The sequence below is a fragment of the Actinophytocola sp. genome, from assembly GCF_050699935.1.
GTDB lineage: Bacteria > Actinomycetota > Actinomycetes > Mycobacteriales > Pseudonocardiaceae > Actinophytocola.
In genome coordinates this window covers 15,780-37,460 of record NZ_JBOHGB010000046.1, presented here as the reverse complement: position 1 = coordinate 37,460, position 21,681 = coordinate 15,780, and the positions used below count along the sequence as shown (strand labels likewise).

Sequence of the window (21,681 nt, the reverse complement as noted above, 5' to 3'; positions counted from 1 at the left end):
GCTGCTGGACGCTACCGGGCGGAGTCGTCGACCTGCACGGGATAACCCGCGCGGAGCACGGCGACGGTCGACGGCGGCGTGAGCACGAGCGCGGTCCCCCGCCGCGGCCGCCGGACCCGCTCGCCGTAGCCGTCGTGCGTCCACCGGGTCAGGTGGGTGCCCACCACGACCGCGGGAGCGTCGTCGAGACGGACGAAGGTGCCGTCCGGCAGGCCGGCCCATGCCACGTCGTGGTGCCGCCTGCGGTGCGTGCCGCGGACGATCCGCTCGCCGTGCAGCCGCCGGTTCATCTCCTTCGCCGACGGCGGTTCGACGCCGAGCTCGTCCGCCCACCTGTCCCGGTAGTCGGTGTAGCTCGCCCGCCGGCACTCGCCGCAGGGCCGGTGGCCGGCGGCGAAGGACACGGCCTCGTCGTGGAAGTACAGCCAGGTCAGGTGATGCGGCCGCCACTGCTCGTGCCAGCGGCCCCGGAACCGCAGCGCACAGGTGATCCACAGGTCGCTCGCGTGGAACCGCACGACCCGCGTGCCGGAGTGGAGGATGCCACGGTTGCCCGTCCACGCCCCGCGCAGCGGGATCGCGACGAGCTCCCCCGTCGGCGTGATCCTGTTGCGGCTGGGCACCGCCTCAGATTACGTGCTCCAGGCGCTTCGCCAGTACCTTCACGAACCGGGCCGGGTCGGCCAGCTCACCACCCTCCGCGAGGACGGCCATGTCGTGCACGAGCTGGGCGGTCTCGGCGAGCTCGGGGTCGTCGCCGCGCGAGCCGTGCGCGGTGCGCAGGCCGGAGATCAGCGCGTGCGCCGGGTTCAGCTCCAGGATGCGCTTGACCTGCGGCAGCTCCTGGCCCATCGCGCGGTACATCCTCTCCAGTGTCGGCGTGATGTCGTGCTCGTCGCCGACGATGCAGGCCGGCGACGTGGTGAGCCGCGACGAGAGGCGGACCTCCTTGACCGTGTCGGCGAGTGTCGAGGTCATCCAGGAGAGCAGCGCGGCGAAGTCCTTCTCCTGCTCGGCCCGCTCCGCGCCGGCCGCCTCCTTCTCGGCCTCGTCCTCGAGGTCGACCTGGCCCTTCGCGACGGACTGGAACTGCTTGCCCTCGAACCCGGGGACGGCCTCGACCCACATCTCGTCGATCGGGTCGGTCAGCACCAGCACCTCGAAACCCTTGGCCTGGAAGGCTTCCAGGTGCGGCGAGTTCTCGATGCTCGACCGGGACTCGCCGGTCAGGTAGTAGATGTGGCCCTGGCCCTCCTTCATCCGCTCGACGTACTGGCGCAGTGTCGTCGGCTCGGTGGCGTCGTGGGTGGAGGCGAACGAGCAGATCTCCAGGATCGCGTCCCGGTTGTCCGGGTCGGCGACGAGGCCTTCCTTGACGGCCTTGCCGAACGCCGTCCAGAACGTCGCGTAGCGCTCGGCCGGCATCGCCTTGACCGTCGACAGCACCTTCTTGACCAGGCGGCGGCGGATCAGCTGGATCTGCCGGTCCTGCTGGAGGATCTCGCGCGAGACGTTGAGCGAGAGGTCCTGCGCGTCGACCACGCCCTTGAGGAAGCGCAGGTACTCCGGGACGAGCGACTCGCAGTCGTCCATGATGAACACGCGCTTGACGTAGAGCTGGATGCCGCGCTTGGCGTCGCGCACGAACAGGTCCAGCGGTGCCCGGGACGGGATGAACAGCAGGGCCTGGTACTCGAACGTCCCCTCCGCCTGGAGCCGGACGGTCTCCAGCGGCGGGTTCCAGTCGTGGCTGACGTGCCGGTAGAACTCGGTCAGCTCGTCGGAGGAGACGTCGCTCGCGGAGCGCGCCCACAGCGCCTTCATCGAGTTGACGGTCTCGGGCTCGCCCGACTCCCCCGTCATCCTGATGGGCCAGGTGATGAAGTCGGAGTAGTGCTTGATGATCTGCCGGACCTTCGCCGGGTCGGCGTAGTCGTGCAGGTTGTCCTCGGTGTCCTCGGGCTTGAGGTGCACGGTGACCGCCGTACCCTGCGCGGCGTCGGCGACGGGTTCGATCGTGTAGGTGCCCTCGCCGCTGGACTCCCACCGCACGCCCTCGTCCGCGCCGGCGCGCCTGGTCACGAGGATGACCTTGTCGGCCACCATGAACGTGGAGTAGAAGCCGACACCGAACTGCCCGATGAGGTCGGCGGAGGCGGCGGCGTCCTTCGTCTCCCGCAGCTTGGCCAGCAGCTCCGCGGTGCCGGACTTCGCGATGGTGCCGATGAGGCTGACGACCTCGTCGCGCGTCATGCCGATGCCGTTGTCACGAACGGTGAGCGTGCGGGCCGCCCGGTCGAGCTCGATCCCGATGTGCAGGTCGGAGATGTCGGCCCGCAGGTCCTTGTCGCGAAAGGTCTCCAGCCGCAGCTTGTCCAGGGCGTCGGACGCGTTCGACACCAGCTCCCGCAGGAACACGTCCTTGTTGGAGTAGATGGAGTGAATCATCAGCTGCAGGAGCTGACGGGCCTCGGACTGGAACTGATGAGTTTCGATCGACGTGGTCACGGCACTCGATGATATCGACGGCGCTTCGTACGATGCGCTGATGTCCGAACACCACGCCGGAGCGCGGCGCATCGCGGTCATCCCCGGAGACGGAATCGGCACGGAGGTGATCGACGTCGCCCGGCGGGTGCTCGACGCGGTGGCCGCCCGCCACGGCTTCGAGCTGGCCTACACCGAGCTCGACTGGTCCTGCCGGCGCTACCTCAGCGAGGGCGCGATGATGCCGGCCGACGGGCTGGACACGCTGCGCGGCCACGACGCGATCCTGCTCGGCGCCGTGGGCTGGCCGGAGGTACCCGACCACGTCTCCCTGTGGGGCCTGCTGATCCCCATCCGGCGCGGCTTGCGGCAGTACGTGAACCTGCGACCGATCCGGGTGTTCGACGGAGTGGTGAGCCCGCTGCGCGACGCCCGCGCCGGACAGGTGGACTTCGTCGTGGTGCGGGAGAACATCGAGGGCGAGTACAGCGAGGTCGGCGGCCGGGTCAACCGCGGCTTCCCGGACGAGCAGGCGATCCAGGAGTCGATCTTCACGCGGGCCGGGGTGAGCCGGATCGCCGACTACGCCTTCGAGCTGGCGGCGAGCCGGGGCGGCCACGTCACGTCCGCGACCAAGTCCAACGGCATCGTGCACACCATGCCGTTCTGGGACGAGGTCGTCGCCGAGCGCGCCGCCGCGCACCCGGACGTCCGGTGGGACGCCGAGCACATCGACGCGCTGGCCGCGAAGTTCGTGCTGGCGCCGGAGCGGTTCGACGTGGTGGTCGGCTCGAACCTGTTCGGCGACATCCTGAGCGACCTGGCCGCGGCGGTCGCGGGCAGCATCGGCATCGCCCCGTCGGCGAACCTCGACCCGACCCACACGTACCCCTCGATGTTCGAGCCGGTGCACGGATCGGCGCCGGACATCGCCGGCACCGGGGTGGCGAACCCCGTCGGCGCGGTCTGGTCGGCGGCGCTCATGCTGGAGCACCTCGGCCACCCCGAGGCGGCCGCCGACGTCCTGGCCGCCGTCGAGACGACCCTGGCCACGCCGGCCACTCGCACCCGCGACCTCGGTGGCACGGCCACCACCGGTGAGGTCGCCGACGCGCTCCTCGACCGGATCCGCCGGGCCGGCGAGGTGTGATCTCGTGACGGATCCGCTGCGGACGCGCCAGACGCCGTACCGCGACGACCTGTTCGTGCTCACCGTCGCCGGCGAGCTCGACATGCGCACCGCCCCGCAGCTGGCCGAGGCCCTCGGCGGGGAGGTCCCGCCGGTGCTGGTGGTGGACCTGACCCGGGTCACGTTCCTGGCCGCGGCCGGGCTGCGGGAACTGGTGGCCGCGGCGGAGCGCGCGCAGGAGCACGGGGGCCACCTCGGGCTCGTCGCGGATGGTGCGATGGCCTTGCGCGTGCTGCGGATGAGCGGCGTGGCCGCGTCCATCCCGACCTTCGAGTCCCTCTCCGACGCCGTGCGCGAGCTCGCTCCCCGGCCACCCTGCTAGTGGATCATGTCGGGTGGGTAGCGTTCGGGTCGTGGCCCGGTTCAGCGGCGTAGCCGGGGTCCTACATGGTGCGCTGCCCGCAAGATGGGTGTGGGACCCGATGGCGACCGTCGGCCGGATTGCTGACACTGAAAGTACCCAGGTGCTGTGTGTGTCGCACCTGGTCGGTCAAGGGACCGGCCCGCTGCGGGTACGGCGTACTCGCGAACGCGTCGGCCGGGCGTAGGAGGTGCCTGCGACGTGGAGATTGTCCGCACGACCGTGCCGGGTGTCGGCACCATGCATCACTTCACCACACGCAGCGGGCAGCGGTTCGGTGTGCTGGTGGAGGGCAGCAAACACGGCCTCGTCGTCTTCGGGTCCGAAGACCAGGACACTCCATCACAGACCATCGTGCTGGAACAGGACGAATCCGATCTGCTCGCCGATGTCCTGCACAGCCGGTCGATCATGGACCGGCTTGCCGAGCTCGAACGACGAGTCGACGCGGTCGCCAGGAACGGGGATGAGCAAGGCGGTGCGACGCTTCGGCCACAGCTCACCGGTTGACGTCGGGTGAGCGGGTGAGCGACCCCGTGGCGAACGCTGCGCTGGTGCTGACATGAGCGAGTTGCCAGCCCCGGCACCGAGTCGCGCATCGTCAACACCGGTGTCGGTGTGGGTGCTCGAGACTCCCGATCTAGGGTTCGATCAGTCCGGCGCGGATCGCGTAGCGGGTGAGTTCCAGCCTGTCCCGCAGGCCAAGCTTCTGCAGCAGGTTCGCCCGGTGCCGCTCGACGGTCTTCGCGCTGATGAACAGCAGGTCGGCTATCTCCTTCGAGGAGTGGCCTTCGGCGACGAGTTTGAGGATCTCCTCCTCGCGGTCGGTGATCGTCCTGGCGGGAATGCCGTCGCCGTCGCGTGCGCGGTCGAGGTAGTTGCGGATGAGAGAGGTGACCGCACCGGGGTAAAGGAACGGCTCGCCGCGCATCGCCGCACGGCACGCCTCGACCAGGTCGCGGTCGGCGACGGACTTGAGGACGTAGCCGGAGGCACCGGCTTTGAGTGCCTCGAAGAAGAACTGCTCGTTGTCGTACATCGTCAGGATGAGGATGCGCAGGTCGGGTTGAAGACGGGACAGCTCGCGTGCCGCCTGCAGCCCGGTCAGCCGCGGCATCGCGATGTCGAGGATGGCCAGGTCCGGTTCGTGAGCCCGCGCCTTGGCGATGGCGTCCGCGCCGTCGCCCGCCTCTGCGACCACGGTCAGGTCCGGCTCGTTGTCGAGGATCAGCCGGACTCCTCTCCGGACCAGGGCGTGGTCGTCGGCCAGCAAGATGCGCACCTTGTCCATGCCAGGGGATGTCATCGGCTCTCCTTCGCGACCGGCACGACGAGCCGCACCTCGGTACCCGAGTTGGGGACGGGGCCGACCGTGAGCTGTGCGCCGATCAGCAGCGCGCGTTCGCGCATCCCGGTGATCCCGGCCCCTTCGGCCGCGCCGTCGAGCCCGCGGCCATCGTCGCGGACGCACAGCTCGACACCGTCCCGTGTCGCGCGCAGCATCAGTTCGACATGTTCGGCTCGAGCGTGCCGGAGTGTGTTGGTAAGGCCTTCCTGCGCGACGCGGTAGATGACGAGTTCGACCTCGTCGTCGAGCCGCGGCAGGCCCTTGTCGAACCTGCGCCGCACCGTGAGGTCGGCATGGTCGGCGATCTCGGACGCCAAGGCCTTCAGGGCGCTGATCAGTCCCAGTTCCTCCAGCACGCCGGGGCGCAGCCTGCGGGCGATGCGGCGGATCTCGTCGAGGGTGCTGCGGGTCGCCTCCCGTACTTGGAGCAGTTCGTCGCGCACCGGTGCGGGCACGTCATCAGCGACCCGTTTGAGCCCGAGCAGCACGGCGGTGAGCGACTGCCCCACCTCGTCGTGCAGTTCCTGGGCGATGCGGCGACGCTCAGCCTCCTGCACGGACAGGGCACGCGCGGCGCTGAAGCCGCGTTCGGTCTCCAACCGGTCGAGCATGGTGTTGAAAGTCCTGATGAGCTCGGCGATCTCGCCGTGCCCCTCGGCGGGTAACCGGGGCCCGGGACGCAGCAGGTCGATGGTCGTCATCGCGCGGGTGAGCCGTTTCAGCGGGACCAACCCGACCCGGAGCAGCACGGCATTGGCGACCAGCACCACCGCCAGTCCCGTCACCAGGATCAGCACCTCAGTGAACAGTGCCGGTGTCGACACCGTGACCGGCCCCAACAGCAACAGCGTGGTGGCCGCGCTGAGCACCGCGGCATTCAGCAGGAAGATCCGCCCGAACAGGGACACGTGCGCTCCTCCCCTCGGTCGGCTTCACCACACCCCACACCTGCGAGGGTGGCGAGGAATCCGTCGCCTGTCCATCCGGGGCACCACCCATGTTCCCCCACGCGAGGCCATCCCACCCGGGCGGGAATGAGGTCGGCCACGGATGGTGGGCGCCGCACCCGGAACCGATCGTGAGACGCGAGGGTCTCGACCGCTGCTCGACACCACTCGACACCGCTGGCCCGCCGCGACCGGGCCGGGACGAGGAGGTACCCATGCCCCGGAGCGACCGGCGACGCAACCCGCGCACCTCGCGACGAACGGCCTGGCTACTGATCGCGATCGCCCTGCCCCTCATGGTCGCCGGTATCGCCGTGCCCAACGGACTGCTCATCGCAGCCGGCCTCATCCTGGCGGGACTCATCGGCATCAGCGACCATCGCTGATCGTTGCTGACCAGCCGCCTCTACATGTCACGCCCCCGCGGGGATGGGTGCTGTCCCCGATGGTCGCGGACCTGCCGGCCGCAGAGACTGAAGCCGACCACGGACGGCCCGCTGAGAACGGAGGCATCGCGACATGTCCACACCGCAGCCGGCCCCGCACATTGAACGGGCTGATGCCATGCAGGCACGCGACATCGCCATCCACATCCCAACGGTCACCGTCAACGATCCCGTTGCGCAGGCCGTCCGGGTGATGGCGGTGAGCCGGCTGCCGGGACTCGTCGTCGTGGACGATCGCTCCCGGCCGTGGACGGTGCTGCCCGGCACCCAGGTGCTGCGCCTCGCGGTGCCTGGCTCCTACCAGGAGGACCCGGCGCTCGTTCGGGCGATCGACGAGGACCACGCGGACCGCTTCTGGCTGGAGCTGGCCGACCGGACCGTCGGTGACTGCGCACCCCGTCAGCCCACCAAGCCCGTGACGGTGCGCTCCGATGCGACCCTGCTCGAGGTCGCCGCGCTGATGGCCCGGCAGCACACCCCGCTCGTCGCCGTGGTCGACGACGCCGGCGTGCTCGTCGGCGCCATCACCCTCGAACGGCTGATCACGAGCCTCGCCGTGTTCGGCGCAGACGAGTAACGGCCACCTAGCCACCTGTCGAAGTCGCCGCCGGCGTGACCACCGCCGGTGGCGACGCCCATTCGCTCGGAGGTCCCTTCGGTGTGCCCTCGTACCGTCGCGCCTGACGCGCCCTGCCGTCACACCCCACACACCGTCGAGCGCACCGGGCCGCCGGGTCTCACGCAGTGAACGCGATCCTCGCACTGACGATCTTCGTGGTGGCGTTCTTCTACATCGCCACGGAGAAATCGAACAAAGTCAAAGTCGTACTGGTCGCCTCCGGCCTGATGGCCGTGCTGGGACTGATCCCCGGCGCGGAGGTGTTCTTCTCCGAACACGCCGGCATCGACTGGAACGTCATCTTCCTGCTCTTCGGCATGATGATCATCGTCGGCGTCGTCAAGCAGACCGGGGTGTTCGACTACCTCGCCATCTGGGCGGCCAAGAAGGCCAAGGGACAGCCGTACCGCCTGATGGTGATGCTCATGACGATCACCGCGGTCGCCTCCCCGTTCCTGGACAACGTCACCACGATCATGCTCGTCGCCCCGGTGACGGTGGTCATCTGCGATCGGCTGCGTGTCTCCGCCCAGCCCTACCTGATCGCCGAGATCCTCGCCTCGAACATCGGTGGCGCGGCCACCCTGATCGGAGACCCTCCGAACATCATCATCGGCAGCCGCGCCGGACTGACCTTCACCGACTTCCTCATCCACATGGCACCCGCCGTGACCGTCGTCTTCATCGCGTTCGTGCTGTTCACCAGGGTGCTGTTCCGCAAGTCCTTCCAGTACCACCCCAAGCACGTGGCCGCGGTGATGGCGTTGCAGGAACGGCGGGCCATCACCGACATGGCCATGCTGCGCCGCTGTCTGATCGTGTTCGGCGGCGTGGTGATCGGCTTCGGCCTGCACGCCGTGGTCGATCTCGATCCCGCGATCGTCGCCCTCGTCGGCGCCGGCCTCATGCTCATGGTCACCCGCGCCGACGTGTCCGACGTGCTCGCGGAGGTCGAATGGCCCACACTCGCGTTCTTCATGGGTCTGTTCGTCATGGTCGCCGGGCTCGCGCACACCGGTGTCATCGAGACTGTCGGCTCCTGGACGACGCAGGCCTTCGGGGACAACCACTTCCTCGCGGCGACCTCACTGCTGTTCGGGTCGAGCGCGCTCGGCGCGTTCTTCGACAACATCCCCTACGTCGCCACCATGACCCCCATCGTCGAGGACATGGTCGCCGAGATTCCCGGCGACAGGACCGGACAGGCCCTGTGGTGGTCCTTCGCACTGGGAGCCGACTTCGGTGGTAACGGCACAGCGGTCGCCGCCAGCGCCAACGTCGTCGCCATCGGCATCGCCGCCCGCACCGGACATGCCATCACCTTCTGGCAGTTCACCAAGTACGGCATCGTCGTCACCCTGCTGAGCACCGCGATGGCCTGGGGGTACGTCTGGCTGCGCTACTTCACGTGAACTACGGATGGTTCTGCCAGGGTCTGTCGTAGTGGGGCGATGCCGCACTGGCACGGTCATCCGCACAGGGTGGCGCTGCCGGGCTCGGGTCTAGGCGCTCGCGGCGCTGACGAAGTGCGGCAGCAGCGTCGCCCAGCCCTGCTGGTTGCGCTCCCGCCAGACCGGGCCGTCCGCGCCGAGGCGCTCCCAGCCCTCGTGCTCGATGTCGACGCGGGTCCGGCCCGGCTCCACCGGGACGAACCGGATCCGCACGTCCGTCGCGTCCGCGCGGTCGCGGCGCGGGTGCCAGCGGTAGGCCAGCCGGTCCGGCGGCGCGAACTCGGTCACCTCGCCCCAGTCGATCTCCACGCCGGCCGGGTCACGCTGGAAGATCCGGCCGCCGACCCGTGGCTCGAGCGTGACCACCAGGCCGTCCTCGCCGGTCGCGGTGTGGTCGGCGGGCCACCACAGGTCGATCCGGTTCGTCCACACGTCGAACGCGTGCGCCTGGCCGCAGCCGACCTCGAACGACATCCGCAATGGCTCGATCATCGCTCCTCCGCCTCGGGCAGGTTCTCCGCCGCCATCCTGAACCGGGTGGCGACCGATCCCCACACCTGCCGCAGGTACTCCTCGACCGCGCGCACCCCGTCGTCGTGCAGACGGTAGACGCGCCGGGTGCCGCGCGGCTCCTCCACCACCAGACCCGCGCCCCGCAACAGCTTCAGATGCCGCGACACCGCCGGCCGGCTGATCGGCAACCGGTCGGCGATCTCCTGCACCGACCGCCCGCCGCCGGCGAGCAGCCGCAGGATCTCGCGCCGGTTCGGGTCGCCGAGGGCGTCCAGCGCGGCACCCGAGCCGGTCATGTCCCGGTCTCCACCCGCTGCTTCAACCCGTTCGCGAACTTGTCGAACGACGGCTGCAGGTCGGGCATCGACCGCCAGATCAGGGGCAGCAGTGGGCCGGTGTACTCCTCGCGCATGGTGAACTCGGTGACGCCGTCCGACATGGGTCGCAGCGTGTAGCGGCGCACCCCGCGGAACAGCCCGAGCGGCATCCCGCCGGCGAAGGTCATCCCGCGGGCCGGCTCGATCCCCGTGACCTTCAGCGGGAACGCCCGGCCGGGGCTCGCCTCGGAGTAGATCTTCAGCTTGGCGGACTCGGCGATGCGGCCCTCGACCCGCTCGACCCCGGACTCCCAGTCCGCCCAGCGGGCGCCGTCGGACAGGACCGACCAGACCCGGTCGGGGGTCGCGTTGATGCGTGCGCTCGACTCGTAGACCTTCATCGTCTCTCCATCACAGGTTCGGTAAACGGGCCGTTACCGTAACACTGGGGTTACCGATGGGCCAGCCCCTCTTTCCGATCGCCAAACGGTGTGTACTTCGGACTAATCGGGGGTTGGAAAAACGCGGGTTCTTGCCTAGGTTCCCTGGGTCCACATGAATCAATCGGGAGTCGGGGAACATGAAACGCCCACGGATGTCCACAGTCACCAAGATCACCGGCGTAGCCGCCGCGGCGGCGCTACTGGCCGGCGGAGCCTACGCGTGGGCCGGCGAGCCTGTGTCCACATCGGACGGCCGGCCCGGCGGCGGTCCGGAGCCCACGAACCTCGGGCTGGTCAAGACCGAGATCCTGGAGTACTACGGCGACGTCGAGGACGAGGACGGGCATCACCACGCGTCGCCGGACAGCGACTGGGCCGAGGACACCGCCCGACAGATCGACAAGGCCCGCCGCGACCTGCAGCGCGCACTGGACCAGGACGTCCGCAACCCCGCGATCGTGCTCGACGTCGACGACACCTCCGAGCTCACCTACGGGCACAACGCCGACCACGACTTCGGCTACGACCCGGAGAGGTTCGACGAGGCCATCAAGAACGGGGAGTTCCCGGCGATCGAGCCCACCGTGGAGTTCGCCAACTTCGCCGCGCAGAACGGGGTCGAGGTCTTCTTCGTGACCGGTCGCCATGAGGAGCTGCGTTCGGTGACGCTCAAGAACCTGGCCAGCGGGGGCTACCCCACGCCGACGGAGGCGGTCCTCAAGCCCGACGAGAACCCGCCCGACTGGCTGCCCTGCGGCCTGGAGTGCACGACGGTCGAGTACAAGTCGAGCGCCCGCACCCACCTCGAGGACGCCTACGATGTGACGATCGTGGTCAACATGGGCGACCAGCTCAGCGACCTCGAGGGCGGCCACGCGGAGAACACGGTCAAGCTCCCGAACCCGATGTACTTCATACCCTGACCGAATACCCCGACCGAATACCCCGAGGCGATGATATGGCGGGGGCGGCCGCCTGGCCGCCCCCGGTCGCGGAGGGGCACATGACAGGCACATCGAAACGTACGGCACGGTGGCGGCGGTACTGGGACAAGCAGGCCGGCAGCTACGACCGGACGATGGCGGTCTGGGACCGCCGGCTGTTCGGCGACTCGCGCCAGTGGGCGTGCTCGCGGGCGAGCGGGGCGGTGCTCGAGGTCGCCGTCGGCAGCGGCCTGAACCTGCCGCACTACCCGGCGGACGCCACGGTCACGGGCACCGACCTGAGCGACGCGATGCTCGAGCTCGCCCGGCGCCGAGCCGACGAGCTGGGCCGGGCGGTGACGTTGCGGCAGGGCGACGCGCACGCGCTGCCGTTCGAGGACGCGTCGTTCGACACCGCGGTGTGCACGTTCGGCCTCTGCGCGATCCCCGACGCCGACACGGCGCTCGACGAGATGGTGCGGGTACTGCGCCCCGGTGGCCGGCTGATCCTCGTCGATCACGTGGTGAGCTCCACCTGGCCGGTCCGCGTGGTGCAGTGGCTGCTGGAGCGGGCGACAGTCCCCCTCGCCGGCGAGCACTTCCGGCGGCGGCCGTACCTGACCGTCGTGGCGCGTGGGCTCGACGTCGCGGAGCGGGAGCGCTTCAAGGTCGGGCTCGTGGAACGACTCGTCGCCCGCAAGCCGAGCTGACCGGTCGAGCTGACCGGGTCGAGCGATGAGGGCTCAGGGTTCCTTGCGCGCGCGGCTGGGGGCGACCCGCGGCGGCTCGTTGGGCATCTTCGGGTAGACCGGTGGCCAGGGGGCGTCCATCAGGCCGTCGGCCATGTCCCGCTCGTGCAGGGCCAACAGCGGTTCCAGGGACTCGGCGGACATCGTGGCCCACGGGTCACCGCGCTCGGCGACGCGGGCGGGCACGGTCGCGAGGGTCAGCTCGCGCGGCTCGACCGACGCCAGCTCGTCCCAGGCGAACGGGGTGGACACCTGGCCGTGCGGGTTGGCGCGCACGCTCCACGCACCGAACACCGTCTTGTGCGGCGCGTTCTGGTTGAAGTCCACGAACACCCGGCTCCCCCGCTCCTCCTTCCACCACGCCGCGGTCAGCAGGTCCGGCCGCCGCCGCTCCAGCTCGCGGGCCACGGCGACCGCAGCGGCCCGCACCGCGTAGCCGTCCCACCTCGGCTCCAGCCGGACGTACACGTGGATGCCGCGGTTGCCGGTGGTCTTCGGAAAGCTCGCCACGCCGAGCCCGTCGAGCAGGGCCTTCGTCTCCGCCGCGCCCTCCTGGATCATCGCGAACGTGACCCCCGGGCCGGGGTCGAGGTCGATGCGCAGCTCGTCGGCGTGCTCGGGGTCGGCGGCGGTGTTCGGCCAGACGTGGAAGCCGAGGCAGCCCATGTTCACCGCCCACAGCACGTGCGCGAGGTCGACGGCCACCAGCGCGTCGGCCGTCGTGCCGTTCGGCGTGGACACACGCGACGTCGTCAGCCACGGGTCGGCCTTCGTCGGCGCGACCCGCTTCTGGAAGAACGACGACCCGCCCACTCCGTTGGGAAAGCGCTGCAGCAGCACCGGCCGCCCGCCCATCGCCGCCAGCAGCGGCCCGGCCACCGCCAGGTAGTAGCGGGCGAGGTCCAGCTTCGTCTCGCCGCGCTCGGGGAAGAACACCTTGCCCGGGTTGGTGATCCGCACCGCGCGCCCGGCCACCTCGAGCACCTCGACGTCCTCAGCCACGGGACGACGGTACCCGCTGCGCCCGGCCGCCGGAGCCGTAGAGGATCGCGCCGTGCCTGGTCACGCGGACGTCGAGTGCCCAGCCGAGCCCGGCCGCCGCGGCGGTGAGCTCCTCCAGCTGCCAGAAGCGCTTGACGACCGTGAACCGCCGGCCGTCGCCCAGCACCCGCTCCTGCGTGTGACCGGCGAGCGGCTCGGGGTGGTAGCTGTCGACGAGGAACACCCGACCGCCGGGACGCAGCGCGGTGCCGACCGTCGCCCAGAACGCCGCCAGCCGGTCCGCGGGGACGTGCGAGAGCCAGTACCCGAAGAAGCAAACGTCGAACCGGCCGGCGGGCGGTGTCCAGGCGAAGACGTCGGCGTGGACGTAGGTGACCGGCCCGCGCACGCGCGCCCGGTTGCGCGCGATCATCTCCGTGGACGAGTCGACTGCCGTCACGTGGCCGGCGTGCTGGATCAGCCGGCGCGTCCACAGTCCGGTGCCGCACGCGAGCTCCACGACCTCCCCGGAACCACCACTCGTCGTACTTCTCCGCCCGTTGGCGGTAGTACACCTTCTGCTCGTCGAGCGGGTCCATCGGTCAAGGACGCAGCGCCAGCTCACGCCAGTGCACGCCGTCGGCGGAGAACAGGATCGGGCCGCCGGGAATCACGCTCGTCACGTAGCCGGCCCGGGTCCAGTACACGTAGCCGTCGAGGCGCTGGTCGGACCTGGTGAACGTGCGGCCGCCGTCCCGGCTGACCAGCGTCGCCCCGCTCCCGGTGGTGACGACGAGCGTGCCGTCGGCCGCCGCCACGAGCTGTCCCGCGGACGTGTCCGGCATCCGGCCGCCGGTCCGCGTCCACGACCGGCCGCCGTCCGTGCTGCGGAAGATCGCCAGCAGGCCGTACTCGCTGTCGCCCTGCTCACCGCGGACCGCCGCGTACAGCGTGTCGCCGTTGGCCACCACGGACCACATCTGGTCCTCGGTCTCACCGCGCCACGGCAACCTCGCCGTCGTCCACGTGCGACCGTCCCGGCTCAGGGCCACCACCGGCCGCCGAGTGCCCGGGTCGAGGCCGGCCACCCACCAGTACTCGCCGCCGGCCGGCACGTCCCCCGGGAACGGGCTCAGCAGCCGGGGCAGTCCCGCGAGCCACGCGGACTCCCCCGTGCCCGGCCGCACCACGACGACCTGCGACCCTCGGCACCGTTGCACGGGCCGTAGGCATCGCGGCCGCAGGGTCGCGCCGGGCGGGATTTCCCGCACGCTGCCTCGCACCGCGGCCGACACCCGCTCCCACGTCCGGCCGCCGTCGGTGCTGTGCACCCGGGCCACCGGTTGCGTGTCTTCCCGCATGAGCCAGTCGACGGCGACCTCGTCCGGGCCGAGCGCGGTGACCACGCCGACCGCCTTCGGCGGCGCACCCGCCCTCGGCACCGACCGCGACGACCAGTGCTCGCCGTCGTCGGTCGCCAGCAGCTCCATGGCGCAGGTCTCCTGCTCGCAGGTGGTGGCGTGCATGGCGTAGCCGTGCCGGGCGTCGGCGAACACCACGCCGTAGATCATGTCGTTGCTCTCCAGCGGCGCGGGCCCGGTCGGCGTCGACGGCAGGACCGGTGCCGACCGCGTCGGATCCTCCTCGACACGCAGCAGCGGGACCGCGACGGCCAGCACCAGGACCGCCACCGCCGCGCCCGCGAGCATGCGCCGGCGGGTCCCGCGCTGCCGGGACCGTTCGAGCACGCGGGTCACGCTCGGCTGCCGCACGCTCGCCCAGGACACCGGTCCGGCGTCGGCCAGGTGGGCCTCGACCGTCGCAACCGGAATGTCCACAATGGAGGCTATGGTGTCCGCGGAGAGGCCCGCGAGGTCGTGCAGCCGTCGCACGGTCGCTCGGTCCCGGCCGGCGGACGGCTCGCGGCGGCGCAGGTGGTCGAGCATGGTTCGGCTGGCCCGCCAGCGCAGCCGGCGGCGGGCCAGCCGGACCACCACCGTCCGGACCCACTCCTGCGGGCTCTCCGCCCGCTCCAGCCGGGCGCGGCGCTCGTGGGCGAGTGCGAACGCCTCGCGGGTGACCTCCTCCGCCGCCGCGGCGTCCTCGAGCAGCGCGTGGGCGGTGAGCAGCAGTTCGCGATGGTTTCGCCCGTAGAACTCGACGAACCAGTCCGCGGTGCTCACCGCGTCAGGCTCCTACAGCGGCCGGTAACGCACAAGCACCACCCCGGACCGGAACGGCCGCGCCTCGAGCGGTTCATACCGCCGCCACGTACCGCCAGGCGCCGTCCTCCCGGACGAACCTGCTGTTCTCGTGCACCACGCCGGCCCGGCCGCCGAGCCGGTGGTGCGCGCGGAACTCGACGGTGCCCTCGGAGTGAAACGGCCCGCCGCCCGTGCGGTCGAGGATCTCCAGCCGCGTCCACTCCCGCGCCGGGTCGAGCCGTACGTGCTTCGGGCGGGTCGACGAGTGCCACGAGGCCAGCAGGTAGGCCTCCTCGCCGAGGGCGAAGGCGCTGTACCGCGAGCGCATCAGCTGCTCGGCCGTCGCCGCGCTCGTCCGGCCGGAGTGCAGCCGGCCGCAGCAGGCGACGACGGGCTCACCCATGCCGCACGGGCACGCGTCGGTTCGAGGCACCGCGCCATTCTGCTCCCCGCCGCCGGCCGGCCGCGCCCGACACCGTGACGGTGACCCGCGTCGCGATGGCATCCGACCGCCGCCAGTAACAGTTTTGGCGCGTGATGCAATAACCCGTACGGGTGGGATCGAACGGGGTGTATCGATGAGTGCTGACCAGATCGTCGCGGGCCGCTACCGCCTGGGCGAACGGCTCGGCGGTGGTGGCATGGGCGTGGTCTGGCAGGCCCACGACGAGCGGCTGCGCCGGACCGTGGCGGTGAAGCAGGTCATCCTGCCGCCGAGCCTGGAGCAGGCGCGGCTGGAGGAGATCCGGCGGCGCACCATGCGCGAGGGCCGGATCGCGGCCAAGCTCCACCACCCGCAGCTGATCACCGTGTACGACGTGATCGAGGACGACGGCCGGCCGTACCTGGTCATGGAGTACCTGCCGTCGACGAGCCTGTCCAAGCGGCTGGCCGAGGTCGCCACGCTGCCACCGGAGGAGACCGCCCGGATCGGAGCCCAGGCCGCGGCGGCGCTGGCCGCCGCGCACGCCGCGGGCGTGGTGCACCGGGACGTGAAGCCGGGCAACGTCCTGGTCGGCGACAGCGGCACCGTGAAGATCACCGACTTCGGCGTCTCCCGCGTGGTCGAGGACGTCACCGGCACCGCGACCGGCACCTTCGTCGGCACGCCCGCGTACCTCGCTCCCGAGGTGGCCCAGGGCAAGGACGTCACGTTCGCGTCCGACGTGTACTCGCTCGGCGCCACCCTCTACACCGCCGTCGAGGGCCGTTCGCCGGCCGGTTCGAGCGACAACCCGATGCTGCTGCTGCATCGGATCGCCTCCGGCGCGACGGTCCCGCCCACGCAGGCGGGCCCGCTCGCGGGCATCCTCGTGCGGATGCTCAGCGTCGACCCGAACCAGCGCCCCACGATGGAGGAGGCGAGGGCGGCACTCGAGGACGTCGCCGCCGGAGGCACGACCAGATCCGCGACCCCGGCCGCCGCACCCGCGGCGACACCGACCACCACGCCGGCGACCGGGGACGGAACGCCGCGGCGCCGCCGGGCCGTCGCGCTGCTCGCCCTGGTCTGCGTGCTGGTCGCGGTGACCACGACCGTGGTGGTCCTCAACACCACCGGCCAGCCGACCGCCGGCACCGCCGCGCCGAGCTCGTCCACCGCCCAGGCCGGGGACGGCGAGCGGGCCGGCACCCAGCCCGAGCCGACGACCGGCGCGACCACCACGACCACCACCGCGACCACGCCCGCCACGCCGCCCGCGAAGAACCCGCCGGCAACCCCGCGGCCACCCGGCAACCCGGTCGCCGCGGTCACCGGCTACTACGCGCTGATGCCCGGCGACCCCGACGCGGGCTGGACCCGGCTCACCCCGAGGTTCCGGCAGAGTCCCGCCGGCGGCCCGGACGGCTACCGGCGGTACTGGGCCTCGATCAGCTCGGTGCGCGCCTCCGGGGCGTCCGGGCGGGGCTCGACCGTCGAGGTCACCGTGAACTACACGTTCGAGAGCGGCCGGAAGGTACTCGAGCGGCACCGCTACCAGCTGGTGAACCAGAGCGGGAGCTGGCTGATCGACGGGGTCGCGGTCCTGCGCAGCACCGACGTCGCGTAAAGCCAGGAAGGACGCCTTACAGACACTGGGCGTCCGGAAGGCGTCCTTCCTGGCGGTCAGCCCGGGCGGGCCAGCTCGTCGGACACCAGCGCGGCCAGCCGGTCGAGCCCGAGCTCGATGTCGGCCGCGGTGACCGTGCTGCACGACAGCCGCAGGGACCGCACCTCGCCGGCGCCGTCGTAGAAATGGTGCATCGGCGTCCACAGCACGCCGTAGTCCCGGGCCGAGCGCTCCAGTAGCGCGTCGTCGACCGGGAAGGGCACGTTCACCACGACGAAGAAGCCGCCCCCGGGCACGTTCCAGGAGACCGGGAGCCCGGCGAAGCGGGCCGCCAGGCCGCCGGTCATGACCGACCTGTTGCGCGCGTACACCTCCCGCTCGCGCATGGTCGCCTTCACCAGGCTGCCGTCGTGCTCGAGCAGCTTGCCGGCGACGATCGCCTGCGCGAGTGCCGGCGTGTTCACCGTGAGCATGCTCTTGATCTTCGACAGCTCGTCGGCGAGCAGCCCCACCGTGTCGTCCGCGCCGCGCACCCGCTGGTCGGCCACCACGTAGCCGACCCGCGCGCCGGGCAGCACGGTCTTCGCGAACGAGCCGAGGTACACCACCCGGCGGCGGTCGTCGATCGCCTTGAGCGTGGGGACCCGGTGGTGTCCGGCGGAGTGCACCTCGTAGAACAGTCCGTACGGGTTGTCCTCCAGCAGCAGGACGTCCTCTTCCTCCGCGAGCGCGAGCAGCCGGCGCCGGGTCGGCAGGTCCATGCTGATGCCCGACGGGTTCGCGAAGTCCGGCATCACGTAGCAGCCGCGGGGTCGCAGTCCCTCGCCACGTGCCCGGTGGATCGTGGTGCGCAGCTCGTCGAGGTCGATGCCGTCCACGCCGCCCGACACGGGCAGCACCGGCATGTCCACGAGCCGGGCCGCCCCGGTCAGCCCGACGTAGGTCGGCGACACCGCGAGCAGCACGTCCCGCGGTCCGGCCCGCAGCGCGCGCAGCGTGAGGACCATCGCCTCCTGGCAGCCGACGGTGACCACAATGGACTCGGGGTCCACGTCGATCCCCTCGTCCAGCTCGAGGTTGGCGGCGACGAGCTCGTGGATGATCCCCTTGGTGCGCCCGTACTGGAACAGCGTGCGGCGAGCCTGTGCCTCGTCGTAGCCGCGCTCCTCGACGAGGTGGCGGTGGAAGGTGTACAGGTACCGCGGCAGGGCGTCGACCTCGTAGAAGTCCTCGTACGGCCGGCCGGCGGCGAGCGAGATCGCGTCCGGGTAGTGGTTGGCGACCTCGTTGAGGAAGTTCATCGAGTTCAGCGCCGGATCCTCGAGCGACGAGTGCAGGTCCGCCGTACTCAGGTCCGCGGCGTCGATGCTCTCGGCAAGGCTCATGCGTTCCCCCCGTCAACACTCCACAGTAGACAGATCTCGGACTGCCGCGACGTCCGCGCAGCCGGCGAGCGTCATGGCCTCGCGGAGCTCGGTCGCCAGCAGCGACAGTACCTGGGCGGCACCGCGCGCTCCGTCGACCGCGAGACCGTGCAGGATCGGCCGCCCGACGAGCACGCCGCGGGCGCCGAGCGCGAGCGCGCGCAGGATGTCGGTGCCCGACCGGATGCCGCCGTCGAGCAGCACCTCGCACCGGTCGCCGACCGCGTCACCGACCGCCTTGACGACCGCCGGCAGCGCGTCGATGCTCGCTGCCGCACCGTCCAGCTGGCGACCGCCGTGGTTGGACACCACGACGCCGTCCATTCCGGACTCCACCGCGAGCACCGCGTCCCGCGGGTCGAGGATCCCCTTGAGCACCAACGGAAGCGAGGTCCGCGCACGCAGCCACTCGATGTCCGGCCAGCCGAGACCGGCTTCGAACGCGGCCGCCGCGTGCGCGGCGATCGCCGACTCGCCGGTCACCGTGTCGTGCGCGCGGCTCGGCGCGCCCTCGAGGTTGGCCGCGACGACGTCGGCCGGCAGGCTGAACGCGTTGCGCATGTCGCGCAGCCGCCTCCCCAGGATCGGCAGATCCACGGTCAGCATCAGCACCTGGCAGCCCGCCTGCTCCGCACGCGCGATCAGGTCTTCCACGACGGCACGGTCGCGCTGCCAGTACAGCTGGAACCAGATGTCCGCGCCGACGTTCGCGATCTCCTCCAGCCGGATGCTGGCCACCGTGCTCACCACGTACGGGATCCCGGCCACCCGCGCGGCTTCGGCGGCCGCGAGTTCCCCATCCGGGTGCACCAGACGCTGGTACGCCATCGGTGCCACGCCCACCGGCATACTCGCGTCCGTGGCCAGCAGTCGGCAGCCGGTGCACGCGCGCGCGAACCCGCCGAGCACGCGGGGCAGCAGAGCGATGTCGTCGAGCGCCGTCCGGTTCGCGGCGAGCGTCGTCTCCGCCCCGCTGCCGCCGGACACGTAGTCCCACACCTCCGGCGGCAGCGCGGCCTCGGCAAGGCGCGCCATGTCGGCCAGGCACAGCGGGCCGGTCTCACCCATCGGTCAGGTTCTTCCGCAGGTACTCGGCCGCCTGCGCGACGGCCTGTCGGGCCGGCTCGAGCACGCCCGACATCGTGAAGAACCCGTGCGCCATGCCGTCGTAGCGGGTCAGCTCGACCGGCACGCCCGACTCGCGCAGCCGGTCGGCGTACCGCTCGCCCTCGTCACGCAGCGGGTCGTACTCGGCGGTGATGACCAGCGCCGGGGGCAGCCCGGACAGGTCCTCGGCGAGCAGCGGCGACACCCGCGGGTCACGCCCGTGCTCCGGAGTGGACAGATAGTTGCGCCAGTACCAGTCCACCGAGTGCCGGTTGAACATCCAGCGGTCGTCGTTGTCCCGCAACGACTCCGTGTCCGCGTGGTAGCAGGTGTTGGGGTAGACGAGCAGCTGCGCCGCGAGCGGCGGGCCGCCCCCGTCGCGGGAGAGCTGCGAGACCACGGCGGCGAGGTTGCCGCCCGCGCTGTCCCCGCCGACCGCGATCCGGGCCGGGTCGCCACCGAGCGCGTCCGCCTCCGCGGCGACCCACCGCGCGGCCGCGAGGCAGTCGTCGACGGCGGCCGGGAACGGGTGCTCGGGCGCGAGCCGGTAGCCGGGGGTCACGACCTGGCAGCCGGCGGCGTTGGCGAGCGCGCGGCAGACCCCGTCGGAGGTGTCGATGCTGCCCAGTGTCCAGCCGCCGCCGTAGAAGTACACGAGTGTCGCAAGTGGACCATCGTGGCCCGGACGATAGATCCGGACCGGCAGCTCGCCATCCGGCCCGGGAAACGTGCGGTCCGCCACGCGGTGCACCGGCTCGACGTGGCCGCCGCCCGCGCGGATGTCCGCCAGGTCGGCAGCCCGCGCCTCGGCGAGCGACATCTCGTAGAGCGGGGTCACGTTCGCCTCGATGCGCTGCCTGCGCAGCTCGGCCAGCCGTGGGTCAAGCGGCACCGCTGCCTCCCCGCGGCTCGCCGGTCGTCACCGGGATGACACTGTACCCGCGCAGCAGGAACCCGTCCGCGCGTATCGGCTCCCCCGCGACAGCCAGGTCGGGGAACCGGCTGAACAGCCTGGGAAACGCGAGCCGGCCCTCCAACCGGGACAGTGCGGCGCCGAGGCAGAAGTAGCCGCCGCCACCGAAGCTGAGATGGCCGACGTCGGCACGGTCCGGGTCGAACGCGTCGGGGTCGGCATGCTTACGCGGGTCGCGGTTCGCCGCGCCGAGCAGCACCATGATCATGCCGTCCTTGGGGATGGGCACGCCCGCGAGCTCGGTGTCGTCGCCGGCCACCCGGGTCAGCAGCTGCACCGGGCTGTCGTGGCGGAGGATCTCCTCGACGCAGCGTGACGCGAAGTCGGCGTCGGCACGCATCCGGTCGACCAGCTCGGGGCGGGCGACCAGCGGCAGGAGCCCGTTGCCGAGCAGGTTCATGGTCGTCACGAAGCTCGCGTTCAGCAGGACGACGAGGTTCGCGACGAGCTCGGTGTCGCTGAGCCGGTCGTCGCCCGAGTCGATCAGCTTGACGAGGTCGCTCACCAGGTCGGTGCCGGGCCGCGCGCGCCGCTCGGCGATGAGGCGCAGGTAGTACTCGGTGAGCTCGAGCACCGCGTCGTCGGCCGACCGCAGCCGGTCCGGGCTCTTGCCGCCGAGGTCGAGGTACCGGTCGATGCGCCGCGCCCGCTCACGGAACCAGGCGAGGTCGGACTCCGGCAGGTGGAGCAGCAACCCGATCACCTTGGTGGGGAACAGGTAGCCGAACTCGCCGATGAAGTCGACCTCGCCTCCGCCGGCGCCGAGCTCGGCCATCCGGTCGAGCAGCTCGTCGATCGCGCGCAGCAGGTCCGACTCGAGGGCGGCCACCCGGCGCGGGGTGAAGATCTTGTTGAACAGCCGCCGCATCCGGCCGTGGTCCGGCTCCAGGCTGAACATCATCGAGCGGGACAACGTGGCGAGCACCGGGTGGTCCAGCTTGTCCGCCGGGCCGATGACCTTGAGGAAGCGCGGGTCTCGCAGTACCTCGTCGACGGCGTCGAAGCCGTTCGCGACGGCCGCGTACACCCGCGCCTTCGGGTCGAGCGCCGACACGGTGCCCAGCTCGTGCAGCTTCGCGTACCACGGGTTCGGATCGTGCCGGGCCGCCTCGGTATACAGCTCCGCGACGATCGCGTCGGCGTCCACT

General features: G+C 71.2%; 24 protein-coding genes. 9 read left to right on the top strand and 15 right to left on the bottom strand.

Features of this window, described 5'->3' with window-relative positions:
* Positions 1–11 precede the first annotated feature (11 nt).
* Positions 12–623, bottom strand: a complete 612-nt coding sequence (locus ACRDTB_RS17065) for a hypothetical protein (RefSeq protein ID WP_431431370.1) — start codon at positions 621–623, stop codon at positions 12–14.
* A gap of 4 nt (positions 624–627) precedes the next feature.
* Positions 628–2,508, bottom strand: a complete 1,881-nt coding sequence (gene htpG, locus ACRDTB_RS17060; RefSeq protein ID WP_431431368.1) for a molecular chaperone HtpG — start codon at positions 2,506–2,508, stop codon at positions 628–630.
* A 40-nt stretch (positions 2,509–2,548) separates the two neighbouring features.
* On the opposite strand from htpG, the gene ACRDTB_RS17055 reads away from it, so the two are divergent.
* From ACRDTB_RS17055 to ACRDTB_RS17045, 3 genes are all read left to right on the top strand, one after another.
* Positions 2,549–3,637, top strand: coding sequence for a tartrate dehydrogenase (locus tag ACRDTB_RS17055; protein ID WP_431431365.1), 1,089 nt, complete (start codon positions 2,549–2,551; stop codon positions 3,635–3,637).
* Between the two features lie 4 nt (positions 3,638–3,641).
* Entirely contained in the window at positions 3,642–3,998 is a 357-nt protein-coding gene (locus ACRDTB_RS17050) for an STAS domain-containing protein (protein ID WP_431431363.1), read from the top strand.
* 261 nt (positions 3,999–4,259) lie between these two features.
* Positions 4,260–4,547, top strand: a complete 288-nt coding sequence (locus tag ACRDTB_RS17045) for a hypothetical protein (RefSeq protein ID WP_431431361.1) — start codon at positions 4,260–4,262, stop codon at positions 4,545–4,547.
* Positions 4,548–4,677: 130 nt separating this feature from the next.
* Here ACRDTB_RS17045 and ACRDTB_RS17040 read toward each other — a convergent pair whose 3' ends face one another.
* Together ACRDTB_RS17040 and ACRDTB_RS17035 are read right to left on the bottom strand one after the other, a co-directional pair.
* Entirely contained in the window at positions 4,678–5,343 is a 666-nt protein-coding gene (locus ACRDTB_RS17040; RefSeq protein ID WP_431431359.1) for a response regulator, read from the bottom strand.
* Positions 5,340–6,182: a HAMP domain-containing sensor histidine kinase gene (locus tag ACRDTB_RS17035; RefSeq protein ID WP_431431357.1), complete on the bottom strand. Its 843-nt coding sequence runs from the start codon at positions 6,180–6,182 to the stop codon at positions 5,340–5,342. The genes ACRDTB_RS17040 and ACRDTB_RS17035 overlap by 4 nt, the downstream gene beginning before the upstream one ends.
* A 365-nt stretch (positions 6,183–6,547) precedes the next feature.
* On the opposite strand from ACRDTB_RS17035, the gene ACRDTB_RS17030 reads away from it, so the two are divergent.
* The 3 genes from ACRDTB_RS17030 (at position 6,548) to ACRDTB_RS17020 (ending at position 8,809) form a co-directional block, all read left to right on the top strand.
* On the top strand, positions 6,548–6,718 hold the full coding sequence (locus tag ACRDTB_RS17030; protein WP_431431355.1) for a hypothetical protein: 171 nt from the start codon (positions 6,548–6,550) through the stop codon (positions 6,716–6,718).
* A 178-nt stretch (positions 6,719–6,896) separates the two neighbouring features.
* Entirely contained in the window at positions 6,897–7,355 is a 459-nt protein-coding gene (locus tag ACRDTB_RS17025) for a CBS domain-containing protein (protein WP_431431353.1), read from the top strand.
* 167 nt (positions 7,356–7,522) lie between these two features.
* Positions 7,523–8,809 (top strand): SLC13 family permease, encoded by a 1,287-nt coding sequence (locus ACRDTB_RS17020; RefSeq protein ID WP_431431352.1) that lies wholly within the window; start codon positions 7,523–7,525, stop codon positions 8,807–8,809.
* 90 nt (positions 8,810–8,899) lie between these two features.
* Here the strand turns inward: ACRDTB_RS17020 and ACRDTB_RS17015 are convergent, their stop codons facing one another.
* From ACRDTB_RS17015 to ACRDTB_RS17005, 3 genes are read right to left on the bottom strand one after another with little or no spacing between them, the layout of a single operon-like run.
* The gene (locus tag ACRDTB_RS17015; RefSeq protein WP_431431349.1) at positions 8,900–9,340 is read right to left on the bottom strand and encodes an SRPBCC domain-containing protein; all 441 of its coding nucleotides are present in this window, start codon (positions 9,338–9,340) and stop codon (positions 8,900–8,902) included.
* A complete protein-coding gene (locus ACRDTB_RS17010) occupies positions 9,337–9,657 on the bottom strand; it encodes an ArsR/SmtB family transcription factor (protein WP_431431346.1) in 321 nt (106 codons plus the stop codon). The genes ACRDTB_RS17015 and ACRDTB_RS17010 overlap by 4 nt, the downstream gene beginning before the upstream one ends.
* A complete protein-coding gene (locus ACRDTB_RS17005; RefSeq protein WP_431431344.1) occupies positions 9,654–10,079 on the bottom strand; it encodes an SRPBCC family protein in 426 nt (141 codons plus the stop codon). The genes ACRDTB_RS17010 and ACRDTB_RS17005 overlap by 4 nt, the downstream gene beginning before the upstream one ends.
* 179 nt (positions 10,080–10,258) lie before the next feature.
* On the opposite strand from ACRDTB_RS17005, the gene ACRDTB_RS17000 reads away from it, so the two are divergent.
* Together ACRDTB_RS17000 and ACRDTB_RS16995 are read left to right on the top strand one after the other, a co-directional pair.
* The gene (locus tag ACRDTB_RS17000; protein ID WP_431431342.1) at positions 10,259–11,044 is read left to right on the top strand and encodes an HAD family acid phosphatase; all 786 of its coding nucleotides are present in this window, start codon (positions 10,259–10,261) and stop codon (positions 11,042–11,044) included.
* Between the two features lie 80 nt (positions 11,045–11,124).
* Complete coding sequence (locus ACRDTB_RS16995; protein WP_431431340.1) at positions 11,125–11,754, top strand: class I SAM-dependent methyltransferase; 630 nt, start codon at positions 11,125–11,127, stop codon at positions 11,752–11,754.
* Positions 11,755–11,787: 33 nt separating this feature from the next.
* Here the strand turns inward: ACRDTB_RS16995 and ligD are convergent, their stop codons facing one another.
* The 4 genes from ligD to ACRDTB_RS16975 form a co-directional block, all read right to left on the bottom strand.
* Entirely contained in the window at positions 11,788–12,795 is a 1,008-nt protein-coding gene (ligD, locus tag ACRDTB_RS16990; RefSeq protein WP_431431337.1) for a non-homologous end-joining DNA ligase, read from the bottom strand.
* Entirely contained in the window at positions 12,788–13,399 is a 612-nt protein-coding gene (locus ACRDTB_RS16985; RefSeq protein WP_431431335.1) for a class I SAM-dependent methyltransferase, read from the bottom strand. Before ACRDTB_RS16985 ends, ligD begins: the two co-directional genes overlap by 8 nt.
* The gene (locus ACRDTB_RS16980) at positions 13,377–14,957 is read right to left on the bottom strand and encodes a WD40/YVTN/BNR-like repeat-containing protein (protein WP_431431333.1); all 1,581 of its coding nucleotides are present in this window, start codon (positions 14,955–14,957) and stop codon (positions 13,377–13,379) included. The genes ACRDTB_RS16985 and ACRDTB_RS16980 overlap by 23 nt, the downstream gene beginning before the upstream one ends.
* 73 nt (positions 14,958–15,030) lie before the next feature.
* A complete protein-coding gene (locus tag ACRDTB_RS16975) occupies positions 15,031–15,381 on the bottom strand; it encodes a YchJ family protein (RefSeq protein ID WP_431431378.1) in 351 nt (116 codons plus the stop codon).
* A gap of 175 nt (positions 15,382–15,556) precedes the next feature.
* Here ACRDTB_RS16975 and ACRDTB_RS16970 point away from each other — a divergent pair, with 175 nt between their 5' ends.
* Positions 15,557–17,029: a protein kinase domain-containing protein gene (locus tag ACRDTB_RS16970; protein WP_431431331.1), complete on the top strand. Its 1,473-nt coding sequence runs from the start codon at positions 15,557–15,559 to the stop codon at positions 17,027–17,029.
* A 56-nt stretch (positions 17,030–17,085) separates the two neighbouring features.
* Here ACRDTB_RS16970 and ACRDTB_RS16965 read toward each other — a convergent pair whose 3' ends face one another.
* Genes ACRDTB_RS16965 through ACRDTB_RS16950 form a run of 4 tightly spaced genes read right to left on the bottom strand, consistent with a single transcriptional unit; the run spans position 17,086 to position 21,680 of the window.
* The gene (locus tag ACRDTB_RS16965; RefSeq protein WP_431431329.1) at positions 17,086–18,414 is read right to left on the bottom strand and encodes a PLP-dependent aminotransferase family protein; all 1,329 of its coding nucleotides are present in this window, start codon (positions 18,412–18,414) and stop codon (positions 17,086–17,088) included.
* 12 nt (positions 18,415–18,426) lie between these two features.
* Entirely contained in the window at positions 18,427–19,521 is a 1,095-nt protein-coding gene (locus ACRDTB_RS16960; RefSeq protein ID WP_431431328.1) for an alpha-hydroxy acid oxidase, read from the bottom strand.
* A complete protein-coding gene (locus ACRDTB_RS16955; protein WP_431431326.1) occupies positions 19,514–20,452 on the bottom strand; it encodes an alpha/beta hydrolase in 939 nt (312 codons plus the stop codon). Before ACRDTB_RS16955 ends, ACRDTB_RS16960 begins: the two co-directional genes overlap by 8 nt.
* A complete protein-coding gene (locus ACRDTB_RS16950; RefSeq protein WP_431431323.1) occupies positions 20,442–21,680 on the bottom strand; it encodes a cytochrome P450 in 1,239 nt (412 codons plus the stop codon). Before ACRDTB_RS16950 ends, ACRDTB_RS16955 begins: the two co-directional genes overlap by 11 nt.
* Between the last annotated feature and the right edge of the window lies 1 nt (position 21,681).

Excerpts from the sequence above, each read along its gene's own strand:
- ACRDTB_RS16995 (WP_431431340.1), top strand. The coding sequence starts at position 11,125 with ATGACAGGCACATCGAAACGTACGGCACGGTGGCGGCGGTACTGGGAC.
- ACRDTB_RS16970 (WP_431431331.1), top strand. The coding sequence starts at position 15,557 with ATGAGTGCTGACCAGATCGTCGCGGGCCGCTACCGCCTGGGCGAACGG.
- ACRDTB_RS17040 (WP_431431359.1), bottom strand. The coding sequence starts at position 5,343 with ATGACATCCCCTGGCATGGACAAGGTGCGCATCTTGCTGGCCGACGAC.
- ACRDTB_RS17010 (WP_431431346.1), bottom strand. The coding sequence starts at position 9,657 with ATGACCGGCTCGGGTGCCGCGCTGGACGCCCTCGGCGACCCGAACCGG.
- ACRDTB_RS17025 (WP_431431353.1), top strand. The coding sequence starts at position 6,897 with ATGCAGGCACGCGACATCGCCATCCACATCCCAACGGTCACCGTCAAC.
- ACRDTB_RS17055 (WP_431431365.1), top strand. The coding sequence starts at position 2,549 with ATGTCCGAACACCACGCCGGAGCGCGGCGCATCGCGGTCATCCCCGGA.
- ACRDTB_RS17000 (WP_431431342.1), top strand. The coding sequence starts at position 10,259 with ATGAAACGCCCACGGATGTCCACAGTCACCAAGATCACCGGCGTAGCC.
- ACRDTB_RS17015 (WP_431431349.1), bottom strand. The coding sequence starts at position 9,340 with ATGATCGAGCCATTGCGGATGTCGTTCGAGGTCGGCTGCGGCCAGGCG.
- ACRDTB_RS16965 (WP_431431329.1), bottom strand. The coding sequence starts at position 18,414 with ATGAGCCTTGCCGAGAGCATCGACGCCGCGGACCTGAGTACGGCGGAC.
- ACRDTB_RS17005 (WP_431431344.1), bottom strand. The coding sequence starts at position 10,079 with ATGAAGGTCTACGAGTCGAGCGCACGCATCAACGCGACCCCCGACCGG.
- ACRDTB_RS17030 (WP_431431355.1), top strand. The coding sequence starts at position 6,548 with ATGCCCCGGAGCGACCGGCGACGCAACCCGCGCACCTCGCGACGAACG.
- ACRDTB_RS16975 (WP_431431378.1), bottom strand. The coding sequence starts at position 15,381 with ATGGGTGAGCCCGTCGTCGCCTGCTGCGGCCGGCTGCACTCCGGCCGG.
- ACRDTB_RS16960 (WP_431431328.1), bottom strand. The coding sequence starts at position 19,521 with ATGGGTGAGACCGGCCCGCTGTGCCTGGCCGACATGGCGCGCCTTGCC.